Source organism: Streptomyces sp. 142MFCol3.1 (assembly GCF_000424945.1).
GTDB classification, from domain to species: Bacteria; Actinomycetota; Actinomycetes; order Streptomycetales; family Streptomycetaceae; genus Streptomyces; species Streptomyces siamensis.
Genome location: NZ_AUKV01000036.1, coordinates 59,666 through 81,968 on the forward strand (window position 1 = coordinate 59,666; position 22,303 = coordinate 81,968).

General features: G+C 70.9%; 19 protein-coding genes. 11 read left to right on the forward strand and 8 right to left on the reverse strand.

All coding sequences use genetic code 11. The features are described 5' to 3' along the window. Positions 1-334: 334 nt before the first annotated feature. The 4 genes from H305_RS0137020 (at position 335) to H305_RS0137035 (ending at position 7,020) form a co-directional block, all read left to right on the forward strand. Positions 335-2,140 (forward strand): ABC-F family ATP-binding cassette domain-containing protein, encoded by a 1,806-nt coding sequence (locus tag H305_RS0137020; RefSeq protein WP_028804890.1) that lies wholly within the window; start codon positions 335-337, stop codon positions 2,138-2,140. Positions 2,141-2,391: 251 nt separating this feature from the next. After that, on the forward strand, positions 2,392-4,185 hold the full coding sequence (locus H305_RS0137025) for a PQQ-binding-like beta-propeller repeat protein (protein ID WP_028804891.1): 1,794 nt from the start codon (positions 2,392-2,394) through the stop codon (positions 4,183-4,185). Positions 4,186-4,255: 70 nt separating this feature from the next. Next, the gene (locus H305_RS0137030; RefSeq protein WP_028804892.1) at positions 4,256-6,091 is read left to right on the forward strand and encodes a PQQ-binding-like beta-propeller repeat protein; all 1,836 of its coding nucleotides are present in this window, start codon (positions 4,256-4,258) and stop codon (positions 6,089-6,091) included. Between the two features lie 227 nt (positions 6,092-6,318). After that, positions 6,319-7,020: a helix-turn-helix transcriptional regulator gene (locus tag H305_RS0137035; RefSeq protein ID WP_028804893.1), complete on the forward strand. Its 702-nt coding sequence runs from the start codon at positions 6,319-6,321 to the stop codon at positions 7,018-7,020. 10 nt (positions 7,021-7,030) lie between these two features. Here the strand turns inward: H305_RS0137035 and H305_RS0137040 are convergent, their stop codons facing one another. The 3 genes from H305_RS0137040 to H305_RS0137050 form a co-directional block, all read right to left on the reverse strand. Then, a complete protein-coding gene (locus H305_RS0137040; protein ID WP_037766545.1) occupies positions 7,031-7,948 on the reverse strand; it encodes an NAD(P)-dependent oxidoreductase in 918 nt (305 codons plus the stop codon). A gap of 93 nt (positions 7,949-8,041) precedes the next feature. Continuing rightward, positions 8,042-8,371 (reverse strand): hypothetical protein, encoded by a 330-nt coding sequence (locus tag H305_RS0137045; protein ID WP_028804895.1) that lies wholly within the window; start codon positions 8,369-8,371, stop codon positions 8,042-8,044. Positions 8,372-8,392: 21 nt separating this feature from the next. After that, positions 8,393-10,084, reverse strand: a complete 1,692-nt coding sequence (locus H305_RS0137050; RefSeq protein WP_028804896.1) for a sodium:solute symporter family protein — start codon at positions 10,082-10,084, stop codon at positions 8,393-8,395. Between the two features lie 177 nt (positions 10,085-10,261). Here H305_RS0137050 and galT point away from each other — a divergent pair, with 177 nt between their 5' ends. Genes galT through galK form a run of 3 tightly spaced genes read left to right on the forward strand, consistent with a single transcriptional unit; the run spans position 10,262 to position 13,458 of the window. Beyond that, a complete protein-coding gene (gene galT, locus H305_RS0137055; RefSeq protein ID WP_028804897.1) occupies positions 10,262-11,350 on the forward strand; it encodes a galactose-1-phosphate uridylyltransferase in 1,089 nt (362 codons plus the stop codon). Further along, positions 11,347-12,315 carry a UDP-glucose 4-epimerase GalE gene (galE, locus tag H305_RS0137060; protein ID WP_028804898.1) on the forward strand — a complete coding sequence of 323 codons (969 nt, stop codon included), beginning with the start codon at positions 11,347-11,349 and terminating at the stop codon, positions 12,313-12,315. Before galT ends, galE begins: the two co-directional genes overlap by 4 nt. Next, positions 12,316-13,458, forward strand: a complete 1,143-nt coding sequence (gene galK, locus H305_RS0137065; RefSeq protein WP_028804899.1) for a galactokinase — start codon at positions 12,316-12,318, stop codon at positions 13,456-13,458. Positions 13,459-13,514: 56 nt separating this feature from the next. Here galK and H305_RS0137070 read toward each other — a convergent pair whose 3' ends face one another. Next, the gene (locus H305_RS0137070) at positions 13,515-13,970 is read right to left on the reverse strand and encodes a GNAT family N-acetyltransferase (protein ID WP_028804900.1); all 456 of its coding nucleotides are present in this window, start codon (positions 13,968-13,970) and stop codon (positions 13,515-13,517) included. A 255-nt stretch (positions 13,971-14,225) separates the two neighbouring features. Between H305_RS0137070 and H305_RS0137075 the strand changes: the two genes are divergently transcribed. After that, entirely contained in the window at positions 14,226-14,993 is a 768-nt protein-coding gene (locus tag H305_RS0137075) for a LuxR C-terminal-related transcriptional regulator (protein WP_028804901.1), read from the forward strand. On the opposite strand, the gene tamR is transcribed toward H305_RS0137075, so the two are convergent. Next, positions 14,952-15,449, reverse strand: a complete 498-nt coding sequence (gene tamR / locus H305_RS0137080) for a MarR family transcriptional regulator TamR (RefSeq protein WP_028804902.1) — start codon at positions 15,447-15,449, stop codon at positions 14,952-14,954. The two genes, H305_RS0137075 and tamR, sit on opposite strands and share 42 nt — an antisense overlap. 209 nt (positions 15,450-15,658) lie before the next feature. On the opposite strand from tamR, the gene H305_RS0137085 reads away from it, so the two are divergent. Together H305_RS0137085 and H305_RS0137090 are read left to right on the forward strand one after the other, a co-directional pair. Further along, positions 15,659-16,477 (forward strand): trans-aconitate 2-methyltransferase, encoded by an 819-nt coding sequence (locus H305_RS0137085; protein WP_028804903.1) that lies wholly within the window; start codon positions 15,659-15,661, stop codon positions 16,475-16,477. Then, entirely contained in the window at positions 16,477-16,836 is a 360-nt protein-coding gene (locus H305_RS0137090) for a VOC family protein (RefSeq protein WP_028804904.1), read from the forward strand. The genes H305_RS0137085 and H305_RS0137090 overlap by 1 nt, the downstream gene beginning before the upstream one ends. 37 nt (positions 16,837-16,873) lie before the next feature. Here the strand turns inward: H305_RS0137090 and H305_RS0137095 are convergent, their stop codons facing one another. Next, complete coding sequence (locus H305_RS0137095) at positions 16,874-17,551, reverse strand: TetR/AcrR family transcriptional regulator (protein ID WP_028804905.1); 678 nt, start codon at positions 17,549-17,551, stop codon at positions 16,874-16,876. Further along, entirely contained in the window at positions 17,548-18,555 is a 1,008-nt protein-coding gene (locus tag H305_RS0137100) for an acyl-CoA desaturase (RefSeq protein ID WP_028804906.1), read from the reverse strand. Before H305_RS0137100 ends, H305_RS0137095 begins: the two co-directional genes overlap by 4 nt. A 336-nt stretch (positions 18,556-18,891) precedes the next feature. On the opposite strand from H305_RS0137100, the gene ppc reads away from it, so the two are divergent. Beyond that, positions 18,892-21,624, forward strand: a complete 2,733-nt coding sequence (gene ppc, locus H305_RS0137105) for a phosphoenolpyruvate carboxylase (protein WP_028804907.1) — start codon at positions 18,892-18,894, stop codon at positions 21,622-21,624. 140 nt (positions 21,625-21,764) lie between these two features. On the opposite strand, the gene H305_RS0137110 is transcribed toward ppc, so the two are convergent. Beyond that, complete coding sequence (locus H305_RS0137110) at positions 21,765-22,262, reverse strand: hypothetical protein (RefSeq protein WP_028804908.1); 498 nt, start codon at positions 22,260-22,262, stop codon at positions 21,765-21,767. Positions 22,263-22,303: the final 41 nt, after the last annotated feature.

A 22,303-nucleotide genomic window follows, 5' to 3' on the forward strand; every position in this document is an offset into this window, starting at 1 on the left:
TGCGCTGCGCGCGGTGACCGGGGTTCGGGTGCGTCCCGTCAGGGGCACGGGGAACTGCGCGCTCGCCCCTGCGGAGGCGCGGGCGCGTCTCGGGCGACCGTTTCCGGGCGGGTGCGGCTTGTCGTGGGTTGCTCGCGCAGTTCCTCGCGCCCTGGTGGCGCCCCGGCCGGCGGCTCGGGGGAGTGTGCGCCCGGCGCCTGCCGGGAGCAGAGGGGGCGGCGGCCCCGCGTCCAGGGAACGGCCGGTGCGGCGGGGACCGGGGAAAGCCCTGGCTCGGCCCCTTCGCCGCGCGGACTACCCTTGAGGGTCGATCGTCCCCCTTGGCAGGAGAGAAATGGCCGTCAATCTGGTCAATGTCGAGTCCGTCAGCAAGGTGTACGGCACCCGTGCACTGCTCGACGGAGTCTCCCTCGGCGTCAGCGAGGGCGATCGGATCGGCGTCGTCGGACGCAACGGCGACGGCAAGACCACCCTCATCCGGATGCTCGCCAAGCTGGAGGAGGCCGACAGCGGACGCGTCACCCACTCCGGCGGCCTGCACATCGGTGTCCTGACGCAGCACGACTCCCTCGACCCCGCGGCCACCGTCCGCCACGAGGTCATCCGGGACATGGCCGATCACGAGTGGGCGGGCAACGCCAAGATCCGGGACGTCCTGACGGGCCTGTTCGGCGGGCTGGACCTGCCCGGCTTCCCGCAGGGCCTGGACACGGTCATCGGCCCGCTGTCCGGCGGTGAGCGCCGACGCATCGCGCTGGCCAAGCTGCTCATCGAGGAGCAGGACCTGATCATCCTCGACGAGCCGACCAACCACCTCGACGTCGAGGGCATCGCCTGGCTCGCCCGGCACCTGCGCGAGCGCCGCTCGGCGCTGGTGTGCGTGACCCACGACCGCTGGTTCCTCGACCAGGTCTGCACCCGCATGTGGGACGTGCAGCGCGGCGCGGTGTACGAGTACGAGGGCGGATACTCCGACTACGTCTTCGCCCGCGCCGAGCGCGAGCGCATCGCCGCCACGGAGGAGGTCAAGCGGCAGAACCTGGTGCGCAAGGAGCTCGCCTGGCTGCGCCGCGGCGCCCCCGCCCGCACCTCCAAGCCCCGCTTCCGCGTCGAGGCCGCGAACGAACTGATCGCCGACGTGCCGCCGCCGCGCGACAAGAGCGAGCTGATGAAGTTCGCCGGCTCCCGGCTCGGCAAGACCGTCTTCGACCTGGAGGACGTGACCGTGCAGGCCGGGCCCAAGGTGCTGCTCAAGCACCTGACCTGGCAGCTCGGCCCCGGCGACCGGATCGGCCTGGTCGGTGTGAACGGCGCCGGCAAGACCTCGCTGCTGCGCGCGCTGGCCGAGGCCGCCCGCAGCGACGGGGAGCGTCAGCCCGCGGCCGGCCGGATCGTCACCGGCAAGACCGTGAAGCTCGCCTACCTCTCCCAGGAGGTCGCCGAACTGGACCCGAACTGGCGGGTCCTGCAGGCCGTACAGCAGGTGCGCGACCGCGTCGACCTCGGCAAGGGGCGCGAGATGACGGCGGGTCAGCTGTGCGAGACGTTCGGCTTCAACAAGGAGAAGCAGTGGACGCCCGTCGCCGACCTGAGCGGTGGTGAGCGGCGCCGGCTCCAGGTGCTGCGGCTGCTGATGGACGAGCCCAACGTCCTCTTCCTCGACGAGCCCACCAACGACCTCGACATCGAGACGCTCACCCAGCTGGAGGACCTGCTCGACGGGTGGCCCGGCTCGATGGTCGTGATCTCCCACGACCGGTTCTTCATCGAGCGCACGACGGACAACGTGTTCGCGCTGCTCGGCGACGGCACCCTGCGCATGCTGCCCCGTGGCATCGACGAGTACCTGGAGCGCCGCCGCGCGATGGAGGAGGCCGCGGCCGCCGCCGTGCTCGCCGCCGCGCCCGCGCCCGCGAAGACGGCGTCCGCCGCCGACGCCCGCGCCGCGAAGAAGGAACTCCAGAGGATCGAGCGGCAGCTGGACAAGATCTCCGAGAGGGAGACCAAGCTGCACGCCCAGATCGCCGACAACGCCACCGACTTCGGGAAGGTGGCCAAGCTCGACGCCGAGCTGCGCGAGTTGGCGGGGGAGCGCGACGATCTGGAACTGCGCTGGCTGGAGCTCGCCGAGGACGCGTGACCGGGGGCGTACGGTGCGCCGCCGTGCTGTGCGGCGGCGGCGCGCGCCCGGCGTGAAGAGCGCGTGAAGGCGCGTAACGACGGCATCACAGGCCGGTTCTCCCTTGGGAACAGGGGCCGGACCAACCCCCTGCGTGTACGCGACAGAGTGATAGAAAGGGCCGTCTGAGAACAGTCTGAGAACCACCGGGACAGAGCGGAAATCCAGCGCCGCCGGTGGGGCGCCACATCAGTGAAGAGGGGGAAGCGCTGATGAGTCAGCCGCCTGGTCAGCCGCCGCAGGGCGGTTTCGGAGCACCACAGGATCCGCCCCCGCAGGGCGGTTTCGGCGCTCCGCAGGACCCACGCGCACAGGGCGGCTTCGGTACGCCTCCGCCGCCCGCGCAGCCACCCGCGTCCGTGCCGACTCCGCCGGCCGGTGCCCCGCAGCCCGGCTACGGATACCCGCAGCAGCCCGGCCCCTACGGTCAGCCGGGACCGTACGGCCAGCCGCAGCAGCCCGGGCCGTACACCCAGCCCGGCCCCTACGGCCAGCCGCAGCAGCCCGGTTACGGATACCCGCCCCAGGCCCAGTACCCGGGCGCGCCCGGCACCCCGCCGCCCGGCGGCGGCTCCAAGAACCCCTTCAAGGGCAGGCCCGCCGTCGTCATCGGCGCCGCGGTGGCCGCGCTGCTCGTCGTCGGCGGCACCGTCTGGGCAGTCAGCGCCGACGGCGGTGACGACGGCAAGAAGCCCGTCGCCGACAAGAGCCACAGCCCGAAGCCCACCGTCTCCGACGATCCGGTCAACCCCGGGGACGGCAGCGGTGACGGCGGCGAGGACTCGGAGAACCTCAACGAGGGCCGGAAGCCGGGCGAGGCCAAGGTGCTCTGGTACAAGTCGGGGCCCGACGCGCCCGGTTCCGGTGCCGACGCCCCCGGCCTGTGGGTCACCGACAAGGCGGCGGTGAAGGCCGCGTACAAGCAGGTCTTCGCCTTCAACGTCACCGACGGCAAGCCCACTTGGGACGCGCTGACCATGCCGCAGAAGATCTGCGCGGTCACCCCGCAGAAGACGTCCGACGACAAGGCCGTCATCGCGTACATGAGCGGCCCCGGCAGCAGCGCCAAGTGCAACCAGCTCCAGCAGATCGACCTGAACACCGGCGCCAAGGGCTGGAGCGGCAAGGTCCCCGACGGTGAACTCTTCGACAGCACCATCTCGGTGGAGCTGTCCATCACCGGCGACACGCTGATGGTCGGCCGTTCCATGTCCGGCGTGGCCTACGACGTCGGCAGCGGCAAGAAGCTCTGGGAGAAGAAGAAGTACGGGACGGGCTGCTACCCCGCCGGCTTCGCGGGCGGCGCCAAGCTCGTGGCCGTCTCGTCCTGCTCGGTCGGCAGCGACAACAAGCACGACGAGGTGCAGGAGCTGGACCCGGCCACCGGCAAGGCCAAGTGGACGACGAAGATCCCCAAGGGCTGGACGGTCGAACGCGCCTACTCCGTCGCCCCCGTCGTCCTCTACATGACCAACGACGACAAGAAGCGGGTCAACGTCACCGCGCTGAAGAACAACGGCGGCCTGCGCTCGCAGCTGGAGAGCAAGGACTCCTTCGCGCCCGAGTGCGGATACGCCGTCCTCGACCGCGATCTGACGGGCTGCTTCGGCACCGCCGCCGACGCCAACACCCTCTACCTGCCGACCGAGGCGAAGACCGGCGCCAACGAGGTCGTCGCGTTCAGCCTGGAGACCGGCAAGGAGAAGTGGCGCGTCAAGTCCCCGGTGGACGAGACGATGCTGCCCATGAGGTTGGAGGGCACCAACCTCATCGCGTACGTCGAGCCGTCGTACGACGGCGGGGGCAGGATCGTCTCGATCCCCACGACCGGGAGCGGCCACCGGCCCACCACGCTGCTGCAGAACCCGCAGGGCACCGCGGACATCGAGAACGGTTTCTTCTCGAAGGCGGTCGACTACGTCGACGGGCGTTTCTACATCTCCACCACCCGGCTGACGGGCCAGGACGACGCGAAGGAGAAGTTGATGCTGGCGTACGGCAAGTGAGCCGGCCACCGCTCCCATCCGTCCGGGCCCCCCACTCCTTCGTCCCCTTCGCATCCGAGGTACACACGTCATGAGTCAGCCGCCGCCCCCGCCGCCGAACCAGCCTCCTTCGAACGAGCCCCCGCAGGGCGGTTTCGGCGCGCCCCAGGACCCGCCCCCCGGCGGTTTCGGAGCACCTCAGGACCCGTCCCCCGGCGGCTTCGGCGCCCCGACGCCCCCGCCGCCCGCGCAGGGCCCCGGCTACGGCTACCCGCAGACGCCCCCGCCGCCGCAGACGGCTCCACCCGCCGCCCCGCAGCAGCCGTACGGCTATCCGCAGACGCCGCCCCCGGCCCAGCCCGGTTACGGCTACCCCGGACAGCAGCCGCAGTACGGCGCCCCGGGCCAGCAGTCCCCGTACGGCTACCCGCAGCAGCAGACCATGCCGATGCAGCCGCAGGCCCCGCAGGGCGGTGGCGGCGGCTGGAAGGTCAACAGCCAGCTGGTCATCATCGTGGCCGCCGTGGTCGTGATCGCGCTGATCGTCGGCGGCGGTGTCTGGTACGCGTCGTCCTCCGGCAAGGACGGCAAGAACACCGCGAGCACGTCCGGCGGCAGCAAGGGCGGCAAGGGCGACGGCACGTCCGGTTCCACCGGCGGCAAGGAGAAGGTCCCCTCCGACACCAGCGCCGAGCTGCTGTTCCAGGTGCCCGCGCCCGCCGTCAAGAACGACAGCAGCGTCACCACCGTCGGCTCCTGGCTCACCGACAAGGTGTACGTCAAGAGCGGCAACGCCGAGGTCGACGGCTACGACCCCAAGACCGGCGCCAAGGTGTGGACGATCAAGCTGCCCGGCCCGGTGTGCCAGGCCAGCCGCCATGCCACCGAGGCCAACCGCACGGCGATCACCTACGAGCCCGCCATGCCGACCAAGGAGGACCCGTCGCACGGCTGCAGCCAGCTCGCCGCCCTCGACCTCGACGCCGGCAAGAAGCTGTGGACCAAGACGCTCAAGTCCGGTGACCAGCTGGTCAACATCGACAACGTCACCGTGAGCGGGAACACGGTCGCCGCGGGCAGCACCAGCGGCGGCGGCGCCTTCGACATCTCCACCGGAAAGGTGCTGTGGGCTCCCAAGCCGACCGACACCTGCTACGACGCCGGCTACGGCGGCGGCGAGAAGCTCGTCGCGGTCCGCAAGTGCGGCGAGTACGGCAGCACCCGCCAGCTGCACATCCAGACCATCGACCCGAAGTCCGGGAAGGTGCTCTCGGAGTACAAGATGTCGCCCGGCATCGAGTACGCGAGCGTCGTCTCCACCGACCCGCTGGTCGTGGCCGCCGACGTCGGCGACTCCGCCGGGGACGGCAGCGGCATCTCGGACTTCTTCTCCATCGACAACAAGACCGGCAAGCTGCGCACGAAGATCTCCGCGCCGGGCAAGACGTACGCGGCCCGCTGCGACGGCATCAGCCGGATCGAGTACTGCTCCGGTCTCGCCGTCGGCAACGACAAGCTCTACATCCCGACCGAGGAGCACGACGGCACCGGGGAGTACAGCCGCACCAACGAGATCGTCGCCTTCGACCTCTCCACGGGCAAGCAGACCGGTCAGCGCGGTGACGCCGGTGACGGCTACACCATCACCCCGCTGCGCATGGACGGCACCGACCTCCTCGCCTACAAGCGTCCGCCGTACGACAAGGGCGGGCAGGTCGTGTCCTTCGACGGCACCTCCTTCAAGGAGACCAAGCTCCTGGAGAACCCGGCGGGCGAATCGGTCCGCGACGCGGAGTCCAGCATGCTCCCGGAGTACGCCGAGTTCATCTACCGCGACGGCCGCCTGTACATGTCGCAGGTCTACGCCCACAAGCCGTCCTCCGCGGACGACAAGGAGTATCTGGTGGTCGCCTTCGGCGCGCAGTAGCCGAGCCGGTCCCCGCCGTGCGGCCCCGCCCCTGCTCAGGGGCGGGGCCGCACGCGTACCCCTCATCACTCCCGAATGGGAGGGATTTCGATATTCCGGGGCACATCTCTCCAGTAGGGGAAGCGCAACGTCGAACAAGCGTGTAGCTTCCGGGGGATGGAGAGCCGGGGGGCTCCTAATCCACGGGGAACCAGTGGGGATGCTTGGGGGGACTGGGGGGTTGCCTGATGGGAGTGCGGCTCATGGTGGTCGACGACCACCGATTGCTCGCCGAGGCGTTGGCCTCGGCCTTGAAGCTGCGCGGGCACCGGGTGCTCGCCGCGGCGGCGCCCGCCGCGGGGGCGGCGGAGCTGGTGATCACACGGGCACCCGAGGTGTGCCTGCTCGGCACGGCCGCACCGGCCGAGCCGGGGATCTTCGACCCGGTGGTGAAGATCAAGCGGGAACGGCCGCAGGTGGCCGTCCTCGTCCTGGGCCCGGTGCCGAACCCGCGGGGCATCGCCGCCGCGTTCGCCGCCGGCGCGTCGGGCTACGTACGCCACGACGAACGCATAGAGGGCGTCGAGCGCGCGATCATGAAGGCGCGCGCGGGTGAGGCGGCCGTGGCCCCGCAGCTGCTCCAGGGCGCCTTCAGCGAACTGCTCAACCCGGCCGCCCAGCCCGACGACGAGGGGCAGCGGCTGCTCCAGATGCTCACTCCGCGCGAGGTGGAGGTCCTCGTGCGGGTCGCGGACGGCGAGGACACCCGGCTCATCGCGGCCGGCATGGGAATAGCCCCGTCGACGGCCCGCACCCATGTGCAGCGGGTGCTGATGAAGCTCGGTGTGGGATCGCGTCTGGAGGCGGCGGCGCTGGCCGCCCGCACCGGTCTGCTGGACCGGGCGGGGCCGGTGACGGCCCCGCCCGGCGGGACGGAGGAGCCCCTGTGAGATCCGGGGTCTAGGCGGAGGGCCGCCGCTCGTCGAAGCTGGCGAAGTAGGCGGCGGCCATGTCCTCGTCGGCGTGGCCCTGGGCGGCGGCGCGGGCGAAGCGCTCAGCGGCCGCGGCGGCCACGTCGAGGCGGACGCCGTTGTGCTCTCCGGCCCGGACGATCAGACGGGCGTCCTTCTCGGCGGTGGCGACCGCGAAGCTCGCCGGTGTCAGCCGGTCCTCCAGGACCAGGTCGGCCTTGGCGCGCAGATAGACCATGTCGAGCGGGCCGTCGGCGATCAGGTCGAAGAAGCCGTGCGGGTCCACGCCCAGGCCCTGCGCCAGGGCGAGGACCTCGCCGGTGGCGGCGGTGGCCGCGAGGACCCAGCTGTTGGCGACGAGCTTGAGGCGCGTCGCGCTGCCGGCCGCGCCGTCCTCGCCGGTCCACACGGTGCGTGAGCCTACGGCGTCGAAGACCGGCGTCACGGTGTCGCGGTCGGCGGCCGGGCCGGCCGCCAGCACGGTCAGCTGCCCCGCCTCGGCGGGCTGGCGGGTCCCGAGGACCGGCGCGTCGAAGAAGACCAGCCCGTGCTCGCGGGCGAAGCCGGCCAGTTCGGGGACGGACTCGATGCCCGCGGTCGTCGACTGCACCCAGGCGGTGCCGGGGCGCAGGCCGGGCGCCGCCTGCCGCATGACGTCGAGGGCGGCGGCACCGTCGTACAGCACGGTGAGGACGACCTCGGCGTCCCGGACCGCCTCGGCGGGGGTGCCGGCGACGTGGATGCCGTCGGCGGCCAGCGGCTCGGCCTTGTCGCGGCTGCGGTTCCAGGCCCTGACGGTGTGTCCGGCCCGTGCGAGGCTGCGGGCCATCGCGGCTCCCATGATCCCGGTGCCGAGGACGCTCACGGTGAGCTTCACGGGCCGGTCGGTGGCGTTCGGCGTGGTCATGAGGGGTGCGCTCCTTCTCGGTGGACGGGGCAGGGGATGCCTACAGCGGTACGGGGCCGGAGTCCCGAAGAACTCCAGCCCCGTACGCGGACGCTACTCGCTGTCCTGCTCCTCGGGCAGGACGTGGGGTGTCGGCGGCGGCGTCGGACGCAGCTTCAGCCAGACGAGGAAGAACACGCCGAGGAGCAGCATGCCCAGGCCGGTCCACAGGTTGATGTTGACGCCCTGGGCCTTCTCGATGGCGGCGTCGGAGTCGGTGAGGCCGGTGATCCCGACGATGAGGCCGTAGAGCACGAACAGGAGTCCGATGATGCGGCGCAGGTCGAAGATGCGGGCGGCGGTGGCGGACTTGCCCTCCAGCTCGGTGACTTCCCGCTGGACGTCCTTCTCGGAGTACCCGGAGTGTCCGGAATGCTCGGTCATGGTTTCTCAATCCTCCCGCGATCAGAACGAGAACGGGATGTAGCAGGCGGCCGCGATGATCACTGCGCCCCAGCCCAGCAGGGCCGGCTTGCGGTACCAGGCGTCGTCCCCGGGGGCGGGCGGTTCCGCCATGCCGGGGGAGCGGGTTCCGTAGACCAGGCCCTGGAGCTCCTCCTCCGGCTTCGGGGCGGTGAACAGCGACACGACGACCATGACGACCGCGCCGGCGACGAAGCCCGCGATCGCGGAGACGAAGTTGGCGCCCTGGTCGGTGGGGATGTCGATGATGCCGCGCTTGTAGAGGACGAAGTAGTTCACCATCGCGGTCACGGTGCCGGCGAGCAGGCCCCAGAAGCCGGACTTGGTGGAGGCGCGCTTCCAGAACATGCCGACGATGAAGACGACGAACATCGGCACGTTGAAGAAGGAGAAGAGCGTCTGGAGGTAGCTCATGATGTTCGAGAACGACGACGCCAGGAACGCCGTGCCCACCGAGGCGGCCACACCGATCGCGGTGATGAGGCGGCCGAAGCGCACGTAGTACTCGTCCTCGCGGCCCCGGACCACGTACTTCGCCCAGATGTCGTTGGTGAACACCGTGTTGAAGGAGGAGACGTTGGCGGCCATGCCGGCCATGAAGGCGGCGAGCAGACCGGTCACAGCGATGCCGAGCACGCCGTTGGGCAGCAGCTCCTGCATCAGGTAGGGGATGGCGTCGTTGTACTGGAGGTCGGAGCCGGGGGTGCCGATCCTGGGCACGAGGACGGCGGCGACCAGACCCGGGATCATCACCAGGAAGACGATGAAGATCTTCGGGAACGCGGCGATCAGCGGGGTGCGCTGGGCGGCGGAGAGGTTCTTCGCGGACAGGGCGCGCTGCACCTCGGCGAAGTTGGTGGTCCAGTAGCCGAAGGACAGGACGAAGCCGAGGCCGAGCACGATGGTCAGCCAGTTGGCGCCGAGCGGGTTGGCGCTGCCGATGCCGGTGCCGCCCCAGGCGGTGACGAAGTCGTGACCGTGGGTCTTGGAGAGGGAGTCGGTCAGGCCGCCCCAGCCGCCGACCTTCTTCAGGCCGAGCACGACGATCGGGATGAGGGCCGCCAGGATCACGAAGAACTGGAGCACCTCGTTGTAGATCGCCGAGGACAGGCCGCCGAGCGTGATGTAGGCGAGCACGAAGAAGCCGGCGACCAGGATGGCCACCCACTGCGGCCAGCCGAGGAGCGCCTCGACGACGATCGCGAGGGCGTAGAGGTTCACGCCGGCGATCAGGACGGCCGCGAAGGCGAACAGGATCGAACTCAGCAGGTGGGCCGACTTGTCGAAGCGGAGCAGCAGCATCTCCGGGACGGAGCGGACCTTGCTGCCGTAGTAGAAGGGCATCATCACCAGGCCGAGGAAGACCATGGCGGGGATGGCGCCGATCCAGTACCAGTGGACGGTGTAGGCGCCGTACTGGGCGCTGTTCGCTGCCATGCCGAGGATCTCGGTGGCGGCCAGGTTGGCCGAGATGAAGGCCAGGCCGGTGATCCAGGCGGGCAGCGACCGGCCCGACAGGAAGAAGTCCAGGGTCGTCTTCACCGAGCGGCGGGCGGCGAGGCCGATGCCGAGAACCACGGCGAAGTAGATCGCCATGATCGCGTAATCGAGCCCGTTGGTGGGGAGCCGTAGCCCCGCCGCCAGTTCTGTGGGGATATGTGTGGGGGTTTGCATGCGTACTCGCTTCGTCTCGCGAACTGAACCTGAGCGGAACCTATGCCTCCATGTTCAGTAATTGAACACTTCTGATGGTGTTCTTTGTTTGATTGTGATGGTGGGGATCGTGGTGGCTTGTGTTCTGGTATGTTGGGTTCTGTTTGAAGGTTCGGTGGCTCGACTGGGGAGTCCGACGTGAAGAAGACCTCGACCCGACTGGCCGACGGTCGTGAGCTCATCTACTACGACCTGCGCGACGACACCGTGCGCGACGCGGTCGACCGGCGTCCTCTGGAGCGCACCGTCACGACTTCCGAGATCCGCCGCGACCCGCTGCTCGGCGACAGCGTCGCCGTCGCCTCGCACCGCCAGGGCCGCACCTACCACCCGCCGGCCGACCAATGCCCCCTGTGCCCCTCCCAGGGCGAGCGGCTGAGCGAGATCCCGGACTCCTCGTACGACGTCGTGGTCTTCGAGAACCGTTTCCCCTCCCTGGCCGGCGACTCCGGACGCTGCGAGGTCGTCTGCTTCACCTCCGACCACGACGCCTCCTTCGCCGATCTGACCGAGGAGCAGGCGGGGCTCGTCCTGGAGGCGTGGACGGACCGCACGGCCGAGCTGTCCCATCTCTCCTCCGTCGAACAGGTCTTCTGCTTCGAGAACCGCGGCGCCGAGATCGGCGTCACCCTCGGCCACCCGCACGGGCAGATCTACGGCTACCCCTTCATCACCCCGCGTACCGCGCTGATGCTGCGCTCGCTCGCCGCGTACAAGGAGGCGACCGGCGGCGAGAACCTCTTCGACGAGGTTGTCGCGCGTGAGCTCGCCGACGGCTGCCGGGTCGTCCTGTCGAGCGACCACTGGGTCGCCTTCGTGCCGTACGCGGCGCACTGGCCCTACGAGGTCCACCTGTATCCGCGCCGTCGCGTGCCCGACCTGCTCGGCCTCGACGCGGACGCGCGCAGAGAATTCCCCCAGGTCTATCTGGAACTCCTGAGGCGCTTCGACCGGATCTTCGATGGGCCGGGCGGAGGGAAGGAAGGTGCAGGTGAGCCCCCGACGCCGTACATCGCCGCATGGCACCAGGCGCCGTTCGGCACGCTGGAGGAGTTCGACGGCGTCAACCGGGACGACTTCGCGCTCCACCTCGAGCTTTTCACCATCCGCCGCACTTCCGGCAAGCTGAAGTTCCTCGCGGGTTCCGAATCCGGCATGAGCGTGTTCATCAACGACGTGCCGCCGGAGACCGCGGCCCAGCGACTGCGAGAGGTAGCGAGTTCATGAGTGGGAAGTACCTGGTCACCGGCGGCGCGGGCTATGTGGGCAGCGTGGTCGCGCAACACCTGCTCGAGGCCGGGCACGAGGTCACCGTCCTCGACAACCTCTCGACCGGGTTCCGCGAGGGCGTGCCCGCCGGGGCCGCCTTCGTCGAGGGCGACATCCGCGACGCCGCCAAGTGGCTGGACTCCTCGTACGACGCCGTGCTGCACTTCGCCGCCTTCTCGCAGGTCGGCGAGTCCGTCGTGAAGCCCGAGAAGTACTGGGACAACAACGTCGGCGGCACGATGGCGCTGCTCGCCGCGATGCGTGAGGCGGGCGTCCGCAAGCTGGTCTTCTCGTCCACCGCCGCCACCTACGGCGAGCCGGAGCGGACCCCGATCGTCGAGACCGCCCCCACGCGGCCGACCAACCCGTACGGCGCCTCGAAGCTCGCCGTCGACCACATGATCACCGGTGAGGCGGCGGCGCACGGACTCGGCGCGGTCTCCCTGCGCTACTTCAACGTGGCGGGCGCCTACGGCTCCCGCGGCGAGCGCCACGACCCGGAGTCGCACCTCATTCCGCTCGTCCTCCAGGTCGCCCAGGGCCGCCGCGACGCCATCTCGGTCTACGGCGACGACTACCCGACGCCGGACGGCACCTGCATCCGCGACTACATCCATGTCGCCGACCTCGCCGAGGCCCATCTGCTGGCGGTCGCGGCCGCCACCCCCGGCGAGCATCTGATCTGCAACCTCGGCAACGGCAACGGCTTCTCCGTCCGCGAGGTCATCGAGACGGTGCGCCAGGTCACCGGCCACCCCGTGCCCGAGGTCGTGGCGCCGCGCCGCGGCGGCGACCCGGCGGTGCTGGTCGCGTCGGCCGAGGCCGCCCGGGAGCGCCTCGGCTGGAATCCGTCCCGCGCGGATCTCGCGGGGATCGTCGCGGACGCGTGGGAGTTCGCACAGAGCAGGTCGAAGGAGCAGTAGGTGGGGGTTCGCGAGGGCTTCGAAGAGCTGTACGGCGCCGCACCCGAGGGTGTCTGGGCGGCGCCCGGCAGGGTCAACCTGATCGGCGAGTACACGGACTTCAACGAGGGGTTCGTCATGCCGCTCGCGCTGCCGCACACGGCCGTGGCGGCCGTGTCGCGGCGTGCGGACCGGGTGCTGCGGCTGCACTCCGCGGACATCGGGGGGCCGGTCGTCGAGTTGGACATGGACGCGCTGGTCCCGCTGTCCGACACGGGCTGGGCCGCGTACCCGGCCGGTGTGGTGTGGGCGCTCGGCCAGGCGGGGCACGCGGTCGGCGGCGCCGATCTGCATCTCGCCTCGACCGTGCCCACCGGGGCGGGCCTCTCCTCGTCCGCGGCGCTGGAGGTCGTGACGGCGCTCGCCCTCAACGACCTGTACGAACTCGGTCTCACCGGACCGGAGTTGGCGCGCCTTGCGCAGCGGGCCGAGAACGACTTCGTGGGCGTGCCCTGCGGGATCATGGACCAGACCGCATCGGCCTGCTGCACCGAGGGGCACGCCCTGCACCTCGACTGCCGGGACCTGTCGATCCGCCAGGTCCCGTTCGACCTGGCCGCCCATGGGCTCGAACTGCTGGTCGTCGACTCCCGGGTGAAGCACGCCCTGGGCGACGGGGCGTACGCCGAGCGGCGTGCAGGGTGCGAGGAGGGCGCGCGGCAGCTGGGCGTCTCCCATCTGCGGGACGTGCCCTACACCGGCCTCGACGCGGCGCTGGCGCGGCTGTCGGACGAGCGGGTCCGCCGTTACGTCCGGCACGTCGTGTCCGACGACCACCGGGTGGAACAGGTCATCGCCCTGCTGGACGCGGGTGACGTCCGGGCGATCGGGCCGGTCCTCACCGAAGGTCACGTCTCCCTGCGGGACGACCTGCGGATCTCCTGCCCGGAGCTGGACCTCGTGGTGGCGACGGCCAACGCGGCCGGGGCGCTGGGCGCGCGCATGACGGGAGGCGGCTTCGGCGGGTCGGCGGTCGTCCTGGTGGAGTCGGCCGACGTGGACACGGTCACCAAGGCGGTGGCCGAGGCCTTCGCCGCCGCGGGGTACACCGCCCCGCGTGTCTTCCCGGCGGTCCCGTCCGCGGGGGCGCGCCGCCTGGTCTGAGCGAGGACGCCGGGCGGGCCGCGCGAAGCGGTCCGCCCGGCCGGAGCCCGCCGCCGTCAGGCCAGTTGCTTGGTCAGGGTGTACTCCGTGACGCCCGGTGGATAGTCCGGGATCACGCAGACCACGTCGTAGCCGTGGCGACGGTAGAAGCCGGGGGCCTGGAAGTCCCAGGTCTCCAGACGGGCGGCGCGGCAGCCGCGCTCCTCGCCGGCCAGCCGCTCGGCCTTCGCGAGCAGGCGCGAGCCGAGCCCGGCGCCGCGGTGCCGGTCGTCGACCCACAGGTATGTCACGTGCAGCCACGTCGCCCAGGTGTGGCCGACCAGTCCCCCGGCGAGTGCGCCGTCGGCGTCCAAGGCCCAGACGTGGAGCGGAACTTCCCGTTCACCAGGGGTTCCGCGCAGGGCGCGGAGGACGGGAGACGCCCGCGTGTTGGTGTCGAGCAGACTTCGGCGGAGCAGATCCCGCCGCTCTTTGTCGTCTCCTGTCTCGATACGAAACATAAGGCTCACCATAAACGCGCTGGCCAACCAGTTCTGCAATTTACCTTCCGCTCCGGGCCCTTCGCCTTACCCTGATGAACAGCACCGGTGGGGGCCGGTGCTGATCAGGGGGCGAGACAGTCGGGTACGACGCCCGAAGTGGGGGTAGCACTTCCAGCACGGCGGCGGCCGTGCGGCTGAGGCACCCTGCTTTCCGGACCGGAAGCGGTCCGGGATCACTTCGGGCGCCGTACCCGCACCGGTCGTCCCCCGACAGTGGGGGTTTCAGTGGTTCGCATCCGAGTACTGGTCGTCGACGACCATCGCATCTTCGCCGAGTCGCTCGCTGCCGCACTCGCGGCCGAGCCCGACGTCGACGTGTCCGCAGCGGGCAGCGGCCCCGCCGCGCTGCGCTGCCTGGAACGCGCGGCGGCGGAGGGACGCCGGTTCGACGTGCTGCTCGTCGACGCGGACCTGGGCGGCAATCTGCCCGGGATGCGTCCGGCGGTGCAGGTCCAGGAGAGCAACGAGGACGGCATCGTCGACGGCATCTCGCTCGTGGCCGGCGTGCGGTCCGGGCAGCCGAGCGTCCGCACCGTCGTACTGGCGGAGAAGGACGATCCGCGCCGCGCCGCGCTCGCGCTCCAGGCGGGCGCCTCGGGGTGGGTCGCCAAGGACTGCTCCCTGTCGCGTCTGCTCACCGTCATCCGCGGAGTGCTGCGCGACGAGACGCACCTGCCGCCCGCCCTGCTCACGGGCGTGCTGCGGGAGCTGACCGCGGCGCGCAAGCACCGGACGGAGAGCGAGCGGCTCGTCGAGTCGCTCACGCCCCGGGAGCGGGAGGTGCTGCGCTGCATGGTGGCCGGGCTGGGGCGCAAGGCCGTGGCCGAGCGGCTGTTCCTGTCGCCGCACACCGTCCGGACGCACATGCAGAACGTCCTCGGCAAACTGGGCGTGCACTCGACGCTGGCCGCCGTGGCACTCGCCCGCCGGGCCGGCGTCGGGCCCGTCGACCTAGCCGGGGATGTTGTCGAACGGGGCGGTCAACTGGCGTAGCAGTCCCGCCAGTTCGCCGCGCTGGGCCCTGCTGAGCTCCGCCAGGATCGCGCGCTCCTGCTCCAGCAGGCCCGCCAGAGCCTGGTCCGCCCGGTCGCGGCCCTCGTGCGTCAGGCGTACCAGCACACCCCTGCGGTCGCTCGGGTCGGGCAGGCGCTCCACCAGGCCCTTCTTCGTCAGCCGGTCGATGCGGTTGGTCATCGTGCCCGAGGTGACGAGGGTCTGGGTGAGCAGCTGGCCGGGGGAGAGCTGATAGGGCGACCCGGCGCGCCTGAGCGCGGTCAGGACGTCGAACTCCCATGGTTCGAGGCTGTGCTCGGAGAAAGCCAGGCGGCGTGCGCGGTCCAGGTGCCGGGCCAGTCTGCTCACCCGGCTGAGTACTTCCAGCGGCTCCACGTCGAGGTCCGGGCGCTCCCGGCGCCACGCTGCGACCAGCCGATCGACCTCGTCCTCCATGACGATCAGTGTAATGGTTGTGTCGACATGAAGTCTCTTGATGTGGAGTCTCTTGACGTCGAGATATCTTGGGTGTGAAGGTGGAGGCAGGCGGCCGGGCGCCCCGCGGTGCCGCACGGCCCCGCGGCCGCGGCGATCGGGGGTCCGCCGCGGGCCCGGCCGCCGGGCCCTGCCGCCGCTCTTGCGACCGTCGTTACGAGGAGGCCTCCATGACCGCCGGCGCCACCCCCACCTGGGACCCGAGCCAGTACCTGCGTCACGCCGAGCACCGTGCGAGGCCCTTCGCCGACCTCCTTGCCCGCATCCCGGCCCTCCCGCACGAACCGGCCCGCATCGCCGACCTCGGCTGCGGCCCCGGCAACGTCACCGTCCAGCTCGCCGAACGCTGGCCGGACGCGCACATCACCGGCTACGACAACTCCCCGGAGATGCTCGCCAGGACGAAGGAGTACGCGGGCGCCACGGCCGGCGGCGGCCTGCTCGACTTCGCCCACGCGGACCTCACCGACTGGGCGCCGACCCAGACGTACGACCTGATCGTCTCGAACGCGGCGCTCCAGTGGGTGCCGGGCCACCTCGACGCCTTCTCGGGCTGGCTCGACGCCCTCGCCCCCGGAGGCGTCCTCGCCTTCCAGGTCCCGAACAACCTCGACGCGCCCCTGCACGCCCTGCTGCGGGAACTCGCCGGCACCGCCCGCTGGAAGGAGCACCTCGGCGGCCTCCTGCGCCCCGGCGACTCCGTCCACGACCCGCTCGTATACCTGGACCGGCTGGCCCGCCTCGGCTGCGCGGTGGACGTCTGGGAGACGACGTACATGCAGCAGCTGGCGGGCGAGGACCCGGTCCTGGACTGGGCGAAGGGCACCGCCCTGCGCCCCGTGCTCACCGCCCTCGCCGACGAACCGGAGGCGCGGGACGCCTTCGTCGCCGAGTACCGGGAGCTGCTCCGCGACGCCTACCCGGCCGAGCCCTACGGCACGGTCCTGCCCTTCCGCCGCCTGTTCGCCGTCGCCCGGACGGCCCGCTGATGCTCGCCGCCGTCGACCACGTCCAGCTCGCCGCCCCGCCCGGCTCCGAGGACCGGCTGCGGGCGTACTACGTCGGCGTCCTCGGGATGACCGAGGTGCCCAAGCCGCCCGTCCTCGCCGCCCGCGGCGGCTGCTGGTTCACGGCCGGGCCGGTGCGGCTGCACCTCGGCGTGGAGGAGGACTTCCGGCCGGCCCGCAAGGCCCACCCCGGACTCCGGGTCACCGGCATCAGGGCGTACGCCGCCCGCCTGGAAGCCTTGGGAGCGGTCGTGACCTGGGACGACGACCTCCCAGGCCATCGTCGTTTCTACTCCGAGGACCCCGTCGGCAACCGCCTGGAGTTCCTCGAACCCCGCTGAGCGGGACCGGGGGCCCCGACCCCCGCCACGGTCCCCGCTAGGACTTGCGGTGCCCGATCAGACGGGGCTTCGGCTCCAGGCCGTCCAGACCGTGCCAGGCGAGGTTGACCAGGTGCGCCGCCACCTCCGCCTTGCGGGGCTTGCGGACGTCCAGCCACCACTGGCCCGTCAGGGCGACCATGCCGACCAGCGCCTGCGCGTACAGCGGCGCGAGCTTCGGGTCGAAACCGCGGCTCTTGAACTCCCGGCCCAGGATGTCCTCCACCTGGGTGGCGATGTCCGAGATCAGGGACGCGAACGAGCCCGTCGACTGCGGGATCGGCGAGTCACGGACGAGGATGCGGAAGCCGTCCGTGTACTCCTCGATGTAGTCCAGCAGAGCGAAGGCGGCCTGCTCGCACAGCTCCCGCGGATGCCCGGCGGTCAGGGAACCGGTCACCATGTCCAGCAGCCGCCGCATCTCGCGGTCCACGACCACCGCGTACAGGCCCTCCTTGCCGCCGAAGTGCTCGTACACCACCGGCTTGGAGACGCCGGCCTTGGCCGCGATCTCCTCCACCGACGTGCCCTCGAAACCCTTGGCCGCGAACAGGGTGCGGCCGATCTCCAGCAGCTGCTGACGACGCTCGGCACCGGTCATGCGGGTGCGGCGCGCACGCCGCGGCTTGTCGTTGCTGCTCGGAGTGCTGGAGTCGGTCGCCACGCCGTCAATCATGCCGCGTCGGCGGTTTCCGACTTGCGCCGGGAGCCGGTCCCGTCCGTATTCCGGCGGGAATCGATACGGGAGCGTGACGGCCAGCGCACGTCGTACGCCCAGCCGAGCTGCTCGAACCAGCGGATGATCCGCGCCGAGGAGTCCAGCTGCCAGCGCTCCACGCCGTGCCGCGCGGACGTCGGGTCCGCGTGGTGAAGGTTGTGCCACGACTCGCCGCAGGAGAGCACGGCCAGCCACCACACGTTGCCCGAACGGTCACGCGACTTGAACGGGCGCTTGCCCACCGCGTGACAGATCGAGTTGATCGACCACGTCACATGGTGCAGCAGCGCCACCCGCACCAGCGAGCCCCAGAAGAAGCCCGTGAAGGCGCCCCACCACGACATCGTCACCAGACCGCCGATCAGCGCCGGCAGGGCCAGCGACAGCGCCGTCCAGAAGACGAACTGCCGGGAGATCGCACGGATCGCCGGGTCCTTGATCAGGTCCGGCGCGTACTTCTCCTGCGGGGTCTGCTCCTCGTCGAACATCCAGGCGATGTGGGCCCACCACAGGCCCCTCATCAGGGCCGGGACCGTCTCCCCGAACCGCCACGGCGAATGCGGGTCGCCCTTCGCGTCGGAGAACTTGTGGTGCTTGCGGTGGTCGGCCACCCAGCGCACCAGAGGCCCCTCGACCGCCAGCGAACCCATGACCGCCAGAGCGATCCTCAGGGGCCGTTTCGCCTTGAAGGAACCGTGCGTGAAGTAGCGGTGGAAACCGATCGTGATGCCGTGGCAGCCGAGGTAGTAGAAGAACACCAGCAGACCGAGGTCCAGCCAGCTCACCCCCCAGCCCCAGGCCAGGGGCACCGCCGCGAGCAGCGCGAGGAACGGGACGGTGATGAAGAGAAGAAGCGTGATCTGTTCGAGTGATCGCTTCTGCTCGCCGCCCAGGGTGGCGGACGGGAGCGGGGAGTCGTTCGCCTCCGGGGCGTCGTCGATCACATCGGAGCTCGTGGTCATGGGCGTCCCCTGTGGGGTTCGAGGGTGAGGAGAAGAGCCGGGTCCGGCCGAGAGTCCCCCCGCCGTCTGACGGGAGTCCCTACGGTTGCGTAACCTACGGCGTCGTAAGTATGGCAGCGCGTAGCCCGGCGGCAAGAGCCCGTGAGCCTGCGCGTCCGCATGGACACCTATCCTTGGAGTCGGTCGGACAGCGCGGTCCGTTCTGTTTTCTTCCCGGATGCCACGTCCCTAAGCGGCACCCGCCGCGCGGTCGCCACCCGGGTTCCCTCCCAGACGAGCTTCGAACGAGATTCCCCACTCTTCAGACGAGCTTCAACACTGCAAGGAGCCGCACCTGTGAGCAGTGCCGACGACCAGACCACGACGACCAGCAGCGAGCTGCGCGCCGACATCCGCCGAATGGGTGACCTCCTCGGAGAGACGCTCGTCCGCCAGGAAGGCCCCGAGCTGCTGGAACTGGTCGAAAAGGTCCGCCGACTGACCCGCGAGGACGGCGAGGCCGCCGCCGAGCTGCTGCGCGGCACCGAACTGGAGACCGCGGCCAAGCTGGTCCGCGCCTTCTCGACCTACTTCCACCTCGCCAACGTCACCGAGCAGGTCCACCGCGGCCGCGAGCTGGGCGCCAGGCGGGCCGCGGAGGGCGGTCTCCTCGCCCGGACGGCCGACCGGCTCAAGGACGCCGACCCCGAGCACCTGAGGCAGACGGTCAAGAACCTCAATGTGCGCCCGGTCTTCACCGCCCACCCCACCGAGGCGGCGCGCCGCTCCGTCCTGAACAAGCTGCGCCGCATCGCGGCCCTCCTGGAAACCCCGGTCATCGAGTCCGACCGCCGCCGCTACGACATCCGGCTGGCCGAGAACATCGACCTGGTGTGGCAGACCGACGAGCTGCGCGTGGTCCGCCCGGAACCCGCCGACGAGGCCCGCAACGCGATCTACTACCTCGACGAGCTCCACGCGGGCGCCGTCGGCGACGTCCTGGAGGACCTCACCTCCGAGCTGGAGCGCGTCGGCGTCGTCCTCCCGGACGAGACCCGGCCCCTCACCTTCGGCACCTGGATCGGCGGCGACCGCGACGGCAACCCGAACGTGACCCCCGCTGTCACCTGGGACGTCCTGATCCTCCAGCACGAGCACGGCATCAACGACGCACTCGACCTCATCGACGAGCTGCGCGGCTTCCTGTCGAACTCCATCCGCTACACCGGCGCCACCGAGGAGCTCCTGGACTCCCTGCGGGCCGACCTCGAACGCCTCCCGGAGATCAGCCCCCGCTACAAGCGCCTCAACGCGGAGGAGCCCTACCGCCTCAAGGCCACCTGCATCCGGCAGAAGCTGGAGAACACCAAGCAGCGCCTCGCCAAGGGCACCGCGCACGAGCCGGGCCGCGACTACCTCGGCACCGCCGAGCTGCTGCGCGACCTCACCCTCATCCAGACCTCGCTGCGCGAGCACCGCGGCGGCCTGTTCGCCGACGGCCGGATGAACCGCACCATCCGCACCCTCGCCGCCTTCGGCCTCCAGCTCGCCACCATGGACGTGCGCGAGCACGCGGACGCCCACCACCACGCGCTCGGCCAGCTCTTCGACCGCCTCGGCGAGGAGTCCTGGCGCTACGCCGACATGCCGCGCGACTACCGCGCCAAGCTCCTGGCCAAGGAGCTCAGGTCCCGGCGCCCGCTCGCCCCGACCCCCGCGCCGCTCGACGCCGCCGGGCAGAAGACCCTCGGCGTCTTCGAGACGGTCAAGAAGGCCCTGGAGATCTTCGGCCCCGAGGTCATCGAGTCGTACATCATCTCGATGTGCCAGGGCGCCGACGACGTGTTCGCAGCCGCCGTCCTGGCCCGCGAGGCCGGACTGCTCGACCTGCACGCCGGCTGGGCGAAGATCGGCATCGTGCCGCTGCTGGAGACCACCGACGAGCTCAAGGCCGCCGACACCATCCTGGAGGACATGCTCTCCGACCCGTCCTACCGCCGTCTGGTGGCGCTGCGCGGGGACGTCCAGGAGGTCATGCTCGGCTACTCCGACTCCTCGAAGTTCGGCGGCATCACCACCTCGCAGTGGGAGATCCACCGCGCCCAGCGCCGGCTGCGCGACGTCGCCCACCGCTACGGCGTACGGCTGCGGCTCTTCCACGGCCGCGGCGGCACCGTCGGCCGCGGTGGCGGCCCCTCGCACGACGCGATCCTCGCGCAGCCCTGGGGCACCCTGGAGGGCGAGATCAAGGTGACCGAGCAGGGTGAGGTCATCTCCGACAAGTACCTCGTGCCCTCGCTGGCCCGCGAGAACCTGGAACTCACCGTCGCCGCCACCCTCCAGGCGTCCGCCCTGCACACCGCGCCGCGCCAGTCCGACGAGGCGCTCGCCCGCTGGGACGCCGCCATGGACGTCGTCTCCGACGCCGCCCACTCCGCCTACCGGCGGCTCGTCGAGGACCCCGACCTGCCGACGTACTTCCTCGCCTCCACGCCGGTCGACCAGCTCGCCGACCTGCACCTCGGCTCGCGGCCCTCCCGCCGCCCCGGCTCGGGCGTCTCGCTCGACGGACTGCGCGCCATCCCCTGGGTCTTCGGCTGGACCCAGTCCCGGCAGATCGTGCCCGGCTGGTTCGGCGTGGGCTCCGGCCTGAAGGCGCTGCGGGAAGCCGGTCTGGACACCGTGCTCGACGAGATGCACGAACAGTGGCACTTCTTCCGCAACTTCCTCTCCAACGTCGAGATGACGCTGGCCAAGACGGACCTGCGGATCGCCCGTCACTACGTCGACACCCTCGTGCCCGACGAGCTGAAGCACGTGTTCGCCACCATCGAGGCGGAGCACGAGCTGACGGTGCGCGAGGTGCTGCGGGTCACCGGCGGCGAGAAGCTGCTCGACAGCAACCCGGTGCTCCAGCAGACCTTCTCCATCCGCGACGCCTACCTCGACCCGATCTCCTACCTCCAGGTCGCGCTGCTCAAGCGGCAGCGCGACGAGGCGGCGGCCGGTGAGGAGCCGGACCCGCTGCTGTCGAGGGCGCTGCTCCTGACCGTCAACGGTGTCGCCGCGGGGCTGCGCAACACCGGCTGACCGCACCCGTGCACGAAGGGCGTCCCCACGCGCGCGTGGGGACGCCCTTCGGCGTTCACCGGACCAGGACGGTCCTGCGTTCACAGGGGGAGGACCGGGACGCCCGGACGCTCACAGCAGGGGGACGGCGCCCCGGATGTTCACAGGAGGAGGAAGGTGACCGTCAGCAGGGCGACGCCCGTGCCCGCCATCGCCCACGCCGCACGCGTCAGGCGCAGACCGCCCGCGACCACGACCGAGGCGAGCAGCAGGGCACCTGCGAGCGGCACCCAGGAGTAGAGGAGCCCGGCGGGGCCGCTGCGGACGACGTCGTCGCTGCCCGGCTTCACGGTGACCGTGTACGTCCGGCCCTTCTTCACCGCGACCGACTGGTCGATCGTCACGCGCGCGCGAGCACTCGAACCCGCCGACACCGGCGTGTACGGCCCTGAACAGCGCCCGTCCGAGCACGTGCGCACGACCATCGTGCCCTGCTCCCGGCCCTTGCCGAGCATCACGTGCTGAGCGGTGCCCCAGGAGGCCCACACGCCCGCGAAGAGGATCAGCCCGGCGACCGTGCCCATCGCCGCGAGCCGCCCGAACCGCAGCACGGCGGACGCGCTCTGACTGGAGGTGACGGCAGGCATGGCGGGGATCATTGGCCATGGCCGCGCGCTCGGTCAACTCCGGTGGGGGACAA

Bases quoted from the DNA above. Each gene is read 5' to 3' on its own strand.
- H305_RS0137020 (WP_028804890.1), top strand. From the start codon at position 335: ATGGCCGTCAATCTGGTCAATGTCGAGTCCGTCAGCAAGGTGTACGGC.
- H305_RS0137025 (WP_028804891.1), top strand. From the start codon at position 2,392: ATGAGTCAGCCGCCTGGTCAGCCGCCGCAGGGCGGTTTCGGAGCACCA.
- H305_RS0137030 (WP_028804892.1), top strand. From the start codon at position 4,256: ATGAGTCAGCCGCCGCCCCCGCCGCCGAACCAGCCTCCTTCGAACGAG.
- H305_RS0137035 (WP_028804893.1), top strand. From the start codon at position 6,319: ATGGGAGTGCGGCTCATGGTGGTCGACGACCACCGATTGCTCGCCGAG.
- H305_RS0137040 (WP_037766545.1), bottom strand. From the start codon at position 7,948: ATGACCACGCCGAACGCCACCGACCGGCCCGTGAAGCTCACCGTGAGC.
- H305_RS0137045 (WP_028804895.1), bottom strand. From the start codon at position 8,371: ATGACCGAGCATTCCGGACACTCCGGGTACTCCGAGAAGGACGTCCAG.
- H305_RS0137050 (WP_028804896.1), bottom strand. From the start codon at position 10,084: ATGCAAACCCCCACACATATCCCCACAGAACTGGCGGCGGGGCTACGG.
- galE (WP_028804898.1), top strand. From the start codon at position 11,347: ATGAGTGGGAAGTACCTGGTCACCGGCGGCGCGGGCTATGTGGGCAGC.
- H305_RS0137070 (WP_028804900.1), bottom strand. From the start codon at position 13,970: ATGGTGAGCCTTATGTTTCGTATCGAGACAGGAGACGACAAAGAGCGG.
- tamR (WP_028804902.1), bottom strand. From the start codon at position 15,449: ATGGAGGACGAGGTCGATCGGCTGGTCGCAGCGTGGCGCCGGGAGCGC.
- H305_RS0137085 (WP_028804903.1), top strand. From the start codon at position 15,659: ATGACCGCCGGCGCCACCCCCACCTGGGACCCGAGCCAGTACCTGCGT.
- H305_RS0137090 (WP_028804904.1), top strand. From the start codon at position 16,477: ATGCTCGCCGCCGTCGACCACGTCCAGCTCGCCGCCCCGCCCGGCTCC.
- H305_RS0137095 (WP_028804905.1), bottom strand. From the start codon at position 17,551: ATGATTGACGGCGTGGCGACCGACTCCAGCACTCCGAGCAGCAACGAC.
- H305_RS0137100 (WP_028804906.1), bottom strand. From the start codon at position 18,555: ATGACCACGAGCTCCGATGTGATCGACGACGCCCCGGAGGCGAACGAC.
- H305_RS0137110 (WP_028804908.1), bottom strand. From the start codon at position 22,262: ATGATCCCCGCCATGCCTGCCGTCACCTCCAGTCAGAGCGCGTCCGCC.